This is a genomic window from Paenibacillus violae, assembly GCF_032461945.1.
Taxonomy (GTDB): Bacteria; Bacillota; Bacilli; order Paenibacillales; family NBRC-103111; genus Paenibacillus_E; species Paenibacillus_E violae.
Genome location: NZ_JAWCUD010000004.1, coordinates 424,914 through 438,220, shown reverse-complemented (window position 1 = coordinate 438,220; position 13,307 = coordinate 424,914). Strand labels below are relative to the sequence as shown.

Here is a 13,307-nt window from a genome sequence, read left to right as displayed (position 1 = left end):
TTCAATAGGAGGTAACAAATGAGAAAGTTCAAAAAATCAATTGGCAGAAAAATCTTGACGACATCGTTAGTGTTCTCGTTAGTGTCCATTTTCGGCGCATCCGTTTTCGCTGCAGATCCTAATTTCGTGAATAATAATGATCCCGGAATGCCTGTGTTTACGAATGCAGCCGGCAATGTCGTTGTACCTGCAGAACCTGCACCGTTCAATGCGAGCAGCAGCAGAATGATGGATATGTATCAAGCGGACCTTGCCGCAGGCGGCACTTCCTACTGGATGGATCGCATCCTCACCCGGAAAGGGAATGATCCGACAGGAACCTATTTGATGTCACGGGGCAAAGCCTTGTACATGTATACGAATAGTGCTACCGTCATAGGTTTTGGCAATAATATCGCTTATTTTGATTTGCTGAACCAAAAGGGGTACTCGATTCAGATCCCTGGCGTAACCTTCACGCAGGATGCCAACAAACGTGTTCAAACGCCAAGTTATTGGTCTGCCTTTTATAATGCGACGGGATATACGCTGGAAGAAACCAAATTCATTACAGATAATAACGTAGCTATCGACAATGTGACGATTACGAATACAGGTACAACTTCCAAAACCTTTGATTTAACCGCAGATTCACCATTCGCCAAAACGGCATCCAGTGATGGCACAGAGCTTTCTGGCACCTTTGATGTCAGGAACAATTTGACCAAAGTGTATCCAAGATTCAGCGGCACGGGCATGAAGGCAAGCAATGGGATTTTAACCAGATCTATCACTTTGGCGCCTAATGAGAAAATAACGCTTAAATTCCAAATGGGTTTCATCACGAATGAAATCCCGCAATCGCTTGTCGATTACAACAGATTTAAAGATTATGATGCCAATACCGCTTATCTAACGCAACTTCGTGAATATAACAAGTGGTGGGCAGACAACGTCCCGTATATCGATGTTGCGGACGAGAATATTAAAAAGATCATCTACTACAGATGGTGGTTAAGCCGATTTAATTTTCTTGATACCAACATTCCTGGGAATGACTATCAGTTCCCGATTTCCGTTGAAGGAGCTTTAGGCTACAACAACGCAATCGTATTAACCCAGCCGATGCATATGCAGGATCTGAAATATTTAAGAAGTCCGATTTATTCCTATGGGGATTGGGTGTCAGCGGGAGAAACTTCCAGGGACAGTCTATTTACAGATAATCCAGGTAAACCTTCCAACTGGAATAACAGCTACTCTCAGTACATTGGGGATTCCGCTTTTCAAACATATGAAGTCCATGGCGGTCAACCGAAAATCCTGAAAAATTTGGCGCGATATTCGGAAAAGGATGCGAAAGGCCAGCTGGATCGTTTTGATACAAACAAAGACGGCGTCATCAATTATGATTGGGGCTCTCTAACAGGGAACGATGCCGATGGCAATGCTTTTCACTATTATGAAAAAAGAGGCAATATTGATCAGAATAGAACTGAGAGCGCTTTCGTGTATGGAAATGCCATGGCTTCAGCCAAAGCTTACCAACTGGCCGGTGATTCGGCAAAGGCAGCTGAAATGTTCGCTTTTGCAGATAAGTTGAAGACCTCGTTCTTGTCCATCATGTGGGATGATAGTTCGAAAATGTTTTTACAAAAGGATTTGTTGACGAATACATTTATCCCATGGAAAGAAGCGAACAATTACTACGCGTTCCAAATGGATGGACTTGTTCCTAAAGATGATCCTAAGTACCTAGAATCACTTAGATATTGGGGAGACAGCGCCGAATTCCCCGTATTCCCATTCTATACGGCTAACCAGAAAGACAAAGCTTTATCGGTAGCGGCAGGTGTTGGCGGTTCCAATAACTTTGCCAATTTGAATGCATCAGGAAATATTCGACTCTTTACCGAAGTGCTTCGCAAATACCCGAACCAGCCTTACATAACAGCTGATATGTATAAGAAACTGATGTATTGGCTTGGATGGTCAACCGCTTATCAAGGGAATATCAACTACTTGGATAACAATGAGTATTGGTATAACTGGAATCCAACAACGAAACAAATCGGCGGAAGATCCGGCATTCACCACAATATTCTTGGGAATTACAACTATTCAGTCATTGAAGATATTATGGGCCTTGTACCTCGTACAGACGCAACGGTCGAGCTATGGCCAATTGATATCGGTTGGGATCACTTTACGGTGAATAACCTGCGATATCATGGCAACGACGTAACGATTGTCTGGGATAAACCAGGTGACGGAACTACGTACTATCCGAATGTTCAAGAAGGATATTCGATGTATGTGAACGGTACGTTAGTCATGAGAACAGATAAACTGGCTCATCTGGAATGGAATCCGGCGACAGGTGTCGTATCGATCTTAGACGGCAGCGGAGCAGTAGCAGCGGTACAGAACAGGAATACGCAAATGAAGAGTGCTATGGATGTTGATTTGAATACGTATGACAGGGCGGCAGACTTATTCCAGAAAGCCGGTGTGGATTTGACGCCGGAAACTGGCAAAGCGGTTAACCTGGCTTTGGATTCAACCATGTCAGCTTCTTATACGCATCCGCAAACCTCAGCAGCTAATGCCAAAACAGGATTCACGATCAGCGGTAACTTCTTTACCTCCGGTGCTTTCACGGCTAATCCTCCAATTTGGGGGTCGAGAGGCTCAACCAATGCGCAAGATTGGTTAGAATCTGATTTGGGTTCGCCTAAGACATTTGATGATATCAAAATTTATTATTATAACGACAAACCGCAAAGCTTTTACAGAGAGCCATCCATGTATACCGTCCAATACTACGACGAAGCCACATCTGCATGGGTAGCTATTCCTAAACAGTACAAATCACCAACACTGGCAAACTATAATCACATCCAATTCCCTGAAATTACAGCACAGAAGGTAAGAGTCCTGATGACTCCTAAGCCGGGTTCCAATGTAGGTGTCAAAGAACTTCAAATCTTTCGTACGGGCGTAAAAGCTCCGGAGGTTGTGAATACGCCGCCAGTGGTGACGGTCCAACAAGATACGAGTGCGAAAATTCCGTTAAAAGCCAAATTGCTGGTCAATATGACGGATGACGGCCTGCCTAACGGAACGCTTACTACGAGCTGGTCGCTGAAAAGCGGAGTCCAAGGCGGTCAGGCAATCTTTACTAAAGATGCAGCTGGCAATACGATTGCTACTTTTAACAGACCAGGTAGCTATGTCATCACACTTACGGCAACAGATGGTGAATTGTCTACCAATGTGGATGTCGCCGTGACAGTAGATCCGCTTCCGAATGCGGTGAATGTAGCCTTAACAGCTACGCCATCAACTTCCTTTGTTTCAACTTGGGAAAATCTGAATGCGATCAATGACGGTTATGATCCGACTAGCTCAACCGATAAAACAGGCGGTGCTTACGGAAACTGGAACAGCAGTCCTAAAACACAATGGGTGGAATACACGTGGGGAACACCGGTGAACATTTCGAAATCGGATGTTTATTGGTGGACAGATAACGGTGGTATTCTGGCACCTACGGACAGTAAGCTTCAATACTGGAACGGCACGCAATATGTGGATGTTCCAAATGCCGTGGGGAATGGCGTTGCACTTAACAAATACAATACAACGACGTTCTCTCCGATTACGACGACGAAGCTGCGTATGACAGTCACAAGAGGCACGCAATGGACGGGAATTTTGGAGTGGAAGGTTTACACGACGCCGACAACAAGCGTGAAACCTGTTAAAGTAAGCACACTTCATGATGTGCTGCCTGTCCTTCCGCCGACCGTTACGAAAGTTTTCGAAGATGGATCGACGGCTGCTGCAAGTGTAATCTGGGATGTTGTGACGCCAAGTCAAGTCGCAACGCCAGGAAGCTTCACGGTAAAAGGTACAGTTGAAGGTACAAATATTGAAGCTGAAGCTACGGTCTATGTACGTGTAACGAATGAAGTAACGATTAACAGCATACCGGATGAGAATATATCCATCACGGTTGGAGAACCTCTTGTATTACCAACGGTTATCGAAGCTTTTTATAACGATGGTTCGATTGATAACATCAACATTAAAGTAACATGGGATGCGTTTGATCCGAATCTGTTGAATCAACCTGGAACATTCACGATTCTAGGTACCGTACCAGGCAGCTCGGTACAGGCCAAAGCCAATGTGACGGTGTATCCACGGGCGATTACGTCTCTAACAACAGCAACGGCTACAACGGCAGCTGGCGTAGCGCCGGTATTGCCGCAAACGGTAACAGCTGTATTCGATAACGGTACAACCGGACCTGTTAATGTCGTCTGGAGCATAACACCAGAACAATACGCAGCTCCTGGAACAGTTACGCTTAACGGTACTGTCCAAGGCACAAGTATTGTAGCTCACTTGACGCTTACGGTCACTGCGAAAGCCATCACGAGCATCGCTCCGGTCAATGTAACGACGACTCCGGGAGCAGCTCCTGTTCTGCCGAGTGTCGTAACGGCGACGTATAGCGACGGAACAACGGCCACAGTAAACGTCGTTTGGACATCTATTGACCCTGCGCAATATGCGGCAGCTGGCACGTTCAGTGTCAATGGAACGATTGCCGGAACAGCAATTAAGGCAGTCGCCAATGTGACAGTACTTGCACCTCAAGTAACATCGTCTACATTAATCGGCCCTGAAGCTGTGAATCAGGCTCAATTGTTTGACTTGACCGTTGGAGTAAGCAGCTTGCAATCAAGCTTTACGACGATGGACGTCATTGTGAAATACGACCCTGCTAAGCTGGAATTTGACACGGTTACTAGCGGGAATGCCGTATCCTTGGCTGAAAGTGCAATTAGCAACCTGAAAGACAAATTTAAAGTGCTGGGTACAGCCGTCAAAGCCCAAAAAGGTGAAATTCGGGTTATCATGGCTAGCGAAGGTGCAAACAATGCCATTAGCAGTCCGGGCGATTTATTGACCCTTCATGCCAAAACAAAAGCAAGTGTTGAACCGGGCATCACGACGGTATCGTTGACTGGCTTTAAAGTTTCTTATGAAGGATCTGAAACAGGAGTCCCTGGTGCTTCCCTCAATATCCAAATTAACGTTGTGGATAAAGCTGATTTGATTACAGCCATTGCTGCTGCTCAAAGTAAATATGACAGCGCAGTTGAAGGTACTCAGGTTGGTCAATATCCGAGCGGTTCCAAAGCCACATTGCTGGCAGCTATTACTCAAGCATCGGCAGTAAGCAATAACCCTTCATCCACGCAAGCTGAAGTAGCTGCTGCACTGAATGAGCTGAACGCTGCTGTGACGGCATTTAATAACTCTGTAATTACTGAAACAGATCCAGAACCAGGTACAGTTGATAAATCTCAATTAGCTGATGCTATTACTGCAGCGCAAAGCAAGCTGGATTCAGCGGTAGAAGGCGACAAACTCGGCAAGTACCAAACGGGTTCGAAAGCGGTTCTGCAAGCGGCGATTGCAAGTGCACAAGCAGTTCTTGACAAGTCCTCTTCGAGACAGCCGCAAGTGGACGCAGCAACTGCTGCATTGAATGAGGCCGTAGCAACATTCGCGACTAAGTTCATTACACTTGTTCCTGGTGCAACGAAAATTACGATTAATGACTTGTCCATCGTTGCTAAGTACTACGGCACTAAATCTACTGATACAAATTGGAACGAAATTGAAAAAGCAGATATCTACAACCATGGCGAAATTGACATTCAAGTCCTAGCAGCCGTTGCCAGAATGATTATTGACGATTGGATGCTGGAAAACTAATTACTAGAATCGGGGAGGCGGCGGCATATAGCCCCTCCCCGATCCTTATAGAAAGGAAGAATCGGCTTAATGACTCGCAAACTGTTTTCATTTAGCTTAGCTCTTCTGCTATTCACTACCTGGTTGCTGCCACAAACTTTACTGGCGGCGGATTCTCCTTCTTTTTTCCTTGAGATGAGCGACAAAACAAACGCAGGCAAAGAGGTACAAGTTACCGTCAAGGGCAAAAATTTGACGGATGTGTTCGCTTATGAATTTAATTTACAATTTGATTCCAAGCGCCTGTTATTTAAAGACGGTAAAAGTGCAATATCCGGCTTTACTGTCAGTCCGATAATAAAGGGTGACCTGCTAGCTTTTGCTCATACGAAGGTTGGACTTTCACCGGGACAGAGTGGAGATCTCACGTTCTTCACGCTTAATTTTGAGGCTATTGAAGAGGGGGACGCCCTCATTCAGATAAAAGACGTGAAATTAATCGACTCCGATTTGAAGATGACTTCGCAAAAAGCAGAAACGTTGGCAACCATACAGATCGGCCAGATCCTTCTGACGGACATTGACCAGCACTGGGCGGAAGCTGCCATTCGGAGAGCTATCAGTCTCGGCATCGTCAAGGGGTATGATGACGGTACGTTCCGTCCGGAGCGTCCAGTATCTCGCTCTGAGTTTGTCACGATGTTAATGCGTGCATTAAAACCTCCTGCAAGTGATAGTAAAGATCTAACCTTTGCTGATATCGATGCGATCCCGCAATGGGCCAAAGAGTCTTTATCGGCAGCGGTGAAACAAAATGTCATTAACGGTTATGAAGATAACACATTCCGTGGAGATAACCAGATTACCCGTACGGAAATGGTAACGGCTATTATTCGTGTGCTCGGATTGAATGAAGAGGCAAGCGAGAATACGTCCTTTGCAGATTACGAGTCGATTCCGGCGTATGCCAAAGGATTTGTTGCCGCAGCCCTTAAGGCTGGATTAGTTCAAGGGAAAGAAGACAATGCCTTCGCGCCTAATGACCCTACAACGCGAGCAGAAGCAGTAACGTTAATCCTTAGAATGCTGGACATGAAATGATCATTGTTGAAATAGAAAGGTGATGGATCGTGAAACTTTTGACTAAAGTATGTTCGGCATTCATGTCTTTCGTGATTGCGGCTCCTTTACTTGCATCCACTGGAACTGTTCTAGCTGCCGATCCTGTCGATTACCAACTGGATATCAACGCAGCGCAGCGGGGAGCAACGATAAGCCCGAACTTGAACGGGATATTTCTGGAGGATATTAACTACGCCGGTGACGGAGGGCTGTATGCCGAGCTGGTTGAGAATCGTTCCTTCGAATTTCTTTCCGCGACAGGAAGTACGGCGAATTCGACACCGGCCCCACTTTTTGCTTGGAAATTGATACAAACTGGAGCGGGTGTAGGCACGATTACCGCACTGAAAACAAGTCCATTAAATGCGAAAAATCCAACGTACTTGCAGCTTTCCGTGACTGCGCCGGGTGATGGCGTTGGGATTTCCAATGATGGTTATGATGGCATGGCCATTAAAAATGGCGACAAATATGATTTCTCCGTGTACGTACGCAGCAACGATGCGTTAACGGAACCGCTCACTGTCAGTGTTATGGACCCGTCAGGGACGCAATCCTATGGCGAAGCCCAAATTGCAGGTTCAGGGATCAAGGGCACATGGAATAAGTTCACAGCAACGATTCAGGCTACAGGATCTGCAACCAATGCCAAGCTGTTTATCAAAACAAAAAATACCGGTCGAATCGATATCGATATGGTCTCGTTATTCCCTCAGAAAACATGGAAAAATCGTCCAGGGGGGCTTAGAGCCGATCTGGTGCAGATGCTTGCGGATATGAATCCCAAATTTCTGAGATTTCCAGGCGGAGCCATTGTCGGCGGTAAAAACATGGCCAATGCGTACAACTGGAAAAACACAATTGGGGATGTAGCGGAACGCCCGAATAACATTAATTTCTGGTCAACGGCAAACCGTGGCGAGAAAGGGGCTGCGCTAACCCAAAATCAATCGGGTGGTTTGGGCTTCTATGAATATTTCCAATTGGCGGAGGATCTGGGCTCGGAGCCGCTGCCGGTTGTTAACGTAGGCATGGTAGAGCAATTCCTGGTAGGCGGTCCCAACACGCCGTTGAATGAGATTCAGCCCTATATCCAGGATGCGCTCGATCTCATAGAATATGCCAATGGCGATGTTACCACGGAATGGGGCGCTAAGCGTGCTGCTGCCGGACATCCGGCTCCGTTCAATCTGAAATATATGAGCCTTGGCAACGAACATTGGGGACAGGATTATTATGATCGTTATCCTTTGTTCTACGAGGCGATTAAAGCCAAATATCCGTATATGAATCTCATTTTTTCAACGGGTGGCAGTGCGGACGTTGCTGCAGGCTGGAATTGGATTAACGACCCAAGTAAAGGAAAGGGGCGAGCGGAAGTCATCGATGAGCACTATTACACGAACGCTTCCTTTATGCTGAACAATACGAACAGGTACGATAGTTACGACCGTAATTCCAAGCAGGTATTTGTCGGCGAATATGCGGTTAAAAATGATGCTGGCTCCGCCAACAATGGCGATGGCAATACAGGCAACTCGATGAAAGGCGCACTTGCCGAAGCAGCCTATATGACCGGTTTAGAGCGTAATGGGGATATTGTGAAGTTTGCCTCGTATGCGCCAACCTTTGCCAAGCTCGGAAGCGCAGGCGGAAATACCTATACGCAGTGGTGGCCTGATCTCATTTTCTTTAATAACTCACAAGTCTATGGGACGACGTCCTACCAGGTTCAGAAGTTATTTAGCAGCAATACGAGCAAAAGCTCTTATGTTCTGCCTAGCACCCTATCCAAACCTAACGCTAGCGCCTTAGCAGGTGTATACTCGGCAGTCAGTAAGGACCTTTCAACGGGTGATATTGTTGTGAAACTAGTCAACAACTCTAGTGCTGCGCAAAACACCCGCATCCATCTGGATGGGATCAACGCAGCCAACCTGTCCCTGGAAGGAACGGCAACGGTACTTGCCGCTAACGCTTTGACCGACGAGAATTCGTTAGTGAATCCAACAAAAGTTGCTCCGCAAACACAGGCTATCTCTGCCGTAAGTCCACTATTCGACTATAGCTTGCCTAAATATTCGGTGACGGTTTTGCGTTTGCACACGACAGGCGAGAATCCGTTGGACATCCTTAGTATTCCTTGTATCACCGTGGATGCTGTTGTTAACAAAGCACCGAAATTACCAACGACTGTAACAGCGATACTTAAAAATGGCACGATGACGAAAGTAGGGGTTACTTGGGATCCAGTCGATGTTTCGAAGTTCTCTACAATAGGCAATGTCTTTATCGTGAATGGCGTAGTCCCAAGTACATCTGAGAAGGCGATGGCGATCGTCACAGTCATTGGAACACCGTCGTTAACAAGCATTGATCCGGTTGCTGTCTCTACTCGAGCGGGCGTAGCACCTTTCTTACCAACCACTGTGAAGGGTAACTATTCGGATCAGAGCAGTGATTATGTTGGCGTCACATGGGAACAGCCGGATGCAGCGAAATATGCGCAAGCGGGAACGTTCACCGTGGAAGGAACGGTTGCGGGCACGACAATAAAAGCCGTAGCGAATGTGACTGTAACACCGGGTCCTGCGGCAGGAACAGACTTAATGCTCTGGTACAAATTTGACGAGGGCAGTGGAACGACGCTTACCGATTCGTCAAATAAAGGGAATACCGGCACACTGAAGACAACTGCGGGAGGATCAGCTGCATGGGTAGCAGGAGGCCATGACGGCGCAGGATTGAACTTGAACGGCGGCAAAATTGACGCTGGGACCAGCCAAGATTTGCAACCGGCGGATATTACCGTTTCCTTCTGGTTTAAGCGTACAGCCAGCATTAGCGGCGAGCAAGTTGTCGCTTGGTTCAAGCCGAATGGCAATTATGCGGGACAGGGTTTCTTCATCACACTCAATGGCGCAATTATTATGATGATTGACGGTACGAACCTGTTCAAGGTTGCTCAAACACCAAATGCCTTCTTCCCATTAAATGAATGGACGCATGTCGCGTTTACGTTTAATTCGGTTACCAAGCAAGGATCTATTTACAAAAATGGAGTAGCCCAGCAGGTAGCTATTGAGGGAGCTTTGAATAGTATTACGCCAACCAACGACCCCAAATTAATCGGCGTTAGCGGTTATTCGGACGGCGCTCCGTTAAAAGGTGGAGTGTTGGATGATTTCCAAATCTATAATTTGGATAAGAGTCCACAAGAAGTTCAGACCATCTATCAAGGGAAGCAAATTGCAAGCATTAACGAGATCAATGTAACGACGGAAGCGGGAATAGCTCCAGTGTTACCGACTGTTGTAACAGCGGTGTATAGCGACTCCTCAACATCGCCCGTAAATGTCACATGGGATGCAATTGATCCATCCAAGTATGCGCAAGAGGGCACATTTATTGTCAATGGTGCGGTTCAAGGAACAGCTGTCAAAGCTAAAGCGAATGTTACAGTCGTTTCAGCAGGCGTCACGGCAGCAACATTAACAGGGCCTTCTTCCGTTGGCAGTGCTCAGGCGTTTGATTTGGGCATTGGGGTGAATAAACTGCGCACCAGCTTCACGACATTGAATATGGTGCTCAATTATGACCCAAGCAAAGTGCAATTCGAAACTAAAACGAATAGCAACGGCACGCTTTCCTTGGCAGACAATGTGCTGAGTCCTGTGAAAGCTAATTTCCGAGTGCTGGATACAGGTGTAAAAGCAGATAAAGGCCAAATTATGATTCTTATGGCCGGTGAAGGAAGCAACAATGAAGTCAGCGAGTCAGGTCCGCTGTTAACCGTACACGCTCGTGCGCAAGCCGTCAGCGATACGGTCACAACTAGCGTCTACATCTCCGACTTTGAAATATCAAAAGACGGTGTAGGCAGAGCGGTAGAAGGCGCAGCTCATGCGTTTGAAATCACCGTAGACACGCAAAACGTGGATACATCGGCACTGAACACGGCCATTTCGCAAGCTCAAAGCAAATTGGATACGACAAAAGAAGGCACGACCATCGGTACGTATCCGGCAGCAGCGAGATCAGCCTTGCAGGCAGCGATTAACAGTGCACAAGCAACAGCGAACAACGCATCTTCGCAAAATCAAGTGGATGCAGCGGTCGTCAGCTTGCAAGCTGCTGTACAAACTTACATCACCACATTCATTACATTAATACCAGGTGAAACAAGGATTACGCTGAATGATTTGTCGTTGATTGCCAAGTATTACGGAACGACGTCTACAGATGCCAACTGGCCTCTGGTTGAGAAAGCCGACATCTATCATAGTGGCGTTATTGATATTCATGTACTGGCGGCAGTGGCAAAAATGATTCTGGATGACTGGTTAAACGAAGAATAGTTTATTGCAGCAAGGCAGACCTGTCATCCTTGGATGACGGGTCTCGCTGTGATTTCTATGGATCATACTATGAAAGCAAAGGGGAGCCTTTCCATGACTTTATCGATCGCAAGACCTGTTCCATTGAAACAAATCCAGATTACGGATGATTTCTGGTCCGAGTATATTCGATTGGTTCGTGACGTTGTTGTTCCTTATCAGTGGGAAGCGTTGAATGATCGAATTGAGGGGGCGGAGCCAAGCCATGCGATGAAAAATTTCAAGATTGCGGCTGGTTTGGAGACCGGCGAGTTCTATGGCATGGTTTTTCAGGACAGCGATGTTTCGAAGTGGCTTGAGGCCGTGAGTTACTTATTGGAGACAAGGAAGGACCCGGAACTGGAACAATTGACAGACGAGGTTATCGATATTATTGCCCTGGCGCAGCAGAAAGATGGGTACTTAAACACCTACTTTACGCTCAAAGAACCGGAGAATAGATGGACGAATCTTGCTGAGTGTCATGAACTTTACTGTGCGGGTCATTTTATTGAAGCAGCCGTTGCTTATTACAACTCGACAGGGAAAGAGAAGGTGCTTGAAGTAGCTTGCCGTCTAGCCGATTGCATCGATAAGGTATTTGGGCCTGGGCCGGATCAATTGAATGGATATGACGGGCATCAAGAAATTGAATTAGCGCTGGTTAAGCTGTACAATGTCACACAGAATGAAAGATATTTGAGATTAAGTCAGTTTTTTCTGGACGAAAGAGGGAAAGAGCCGAGCTTTTATGAAATGGAGTATCATCGCCGCAATGGGAAGGTTCATTTTCCAGCGTTAGATATTGTTCATGATCGTGCTTATAGTCAAGCCCATAGACCGATTCGAGAGCAGCACACGGCAGAGGGGCATGCGGTGCGTGCCGTTTATATGTGCACGGGGATGGCTGATGTAGCGGCGCAGACAGGGGATGCGGAACTGCTTGAAGCTTGCCGTCGATTATGGAGGAATATTGTCAGCAAACGTATGTACATAACAGGGGCAATTGGCTCTATGGAGTACGGGGAGTCGTTCTCGCTGGATTATGATTTGCCTAATGACACCGCTTATGCGGAGACTTGCGCCTCGATCGGCTTGATATTCTTCGCGCAGCGCATGCTGCAAATGGAGGCCAAAAGCGAGTACGCGGATGTCATGGAGCGAGCGCTCTACAATACCGTGATCAGTGGGATGTCGCGCGACGGCAAACGGTTTTTCTATGTGAACCCGTTAGAGGTATGGCCGGATGCCATCGGTAAAAATCACACGGTGAACCATGTGAAGGCGGAGCGGCAAGGATGGTTCGGATGTGCGTGCTGCCCGCCGAATATTGCGCGTTTGCTCGCTTCGTTAGGTCATTATGTATATAACATTCAGGGGAGAACGATTTACGCGAACTTGTACATTGGCAATCAAGCTACCTTGCAAATAGAAGGGCAGCCGGTAAAGATTGAGCAGCAATCTCAATTTCCTTGGAAAGGGCTTGTACGCTTTCACATTGACGTTGAGAGGGAGACCGAGTTCACCTTAGCGCTGCGAATACCGAAATGGTGCCGGGAAGCGAAGCTCATTGTTCAAAATGAACTCGTTTCAATTCCTGATGTTTGTGTGGATGGCTATGCCTACATCCATAGAAAATGGCAGCCTGGCGATCACGTAGAACTGGATCTGTCGATGCCGGTCAACCGGATGACGGGTCATCCGCAGGTGCGTGAAACCATCGGCAAAGTCGCGCTTCAACGAGGACCTCTGGTGTATTGCATCGAAGAGGTGGACAATGGACCGAACTTGCATCAAGTTCTTTTGCAGCGGCAGCCTGCTTATGAGATTCAATTTGAGCCTGATGTTGTAGGAGGCCTTCAGACCATTTCTGTTCCTGCTTATCGGTTAGCAACCAGCGAATGGGGAGACCAGTTGTACATGGCCAGCGCTGACTGCCAGCTGAATGAGGTCAATTTGAAGTTTATACCGTATTATGCGTGGGCCAACAGGGGGCGCGGCGAAATGTCCGTCTGGGTAAAGGCGTAGGGAGTGCCGGCTCATCCGCCGGTTTTC

The 13,307-nt window shown here is 47.0% G+C and carries 4 protein-coding genes; all 4 read left to right on the top strand.

What is annotated here, in order from left to right; all coding sequences use genetic code 11:
• Positions 1–18: 18 nt before the first annotated feature.
• The 4 genes from RQP52_RS15825 to RQP52_RS15810 all read left to right on the top strand — a co-directional run bounded on the left by RQP52_RS15825 (position 19) and on the right by RQP52_RS15810 (position 13,280).
• Complete coding sequence (locus RQP52_RS15825; protein ID WP_315952739.1) at positions 19–5,775, top strand: Ig-like domain-containing protein; 5,757 nt, start codon at positions 19–21, stop codon at positions 5,773–5,775.
• A gap of 69 nt (positions 5,776–5,844) precedes the next feature.
• The gene (locus RQP52_RS15820; protein WP_315952738.1) at positions 5,845–6,855 is read left to right on the top strand and encodes an S-layer homology domain-containing protein; all 1,011 of its coding nucleotides are present in this window, start codon (positions 5,845–5,847) and stop codon (positions 6,853–6,855) included.
• A gap of 62 nt (positions 6,856–6,917) precedes the next feature.
• Positions 6,918–11,234, top strand: a complete 4,317-nt coding sequence (locus tag RQP52_RS15815) for an Ig-like domain-containing protein (RefSeq protein ID WP_315952737.1) — start codon at positions 6,918–6,920, stop codon at positions 11,232–11,234.
• 93 nt (positions 11,235–11,327) lie between these two features.
• Positions 11,328–13,280, top strand: coding sequence for a glycoside hydrolase family 127 protein (locus tag RQP52_RS15810; RefSeq protein WP_315952736.1), 1,953 nt, complete (start codon positions 11,328–11,330; stop codon positions 13,278–13,280).
• Positions 13,281–13,307: the final 27 nt, after the last annotated feature.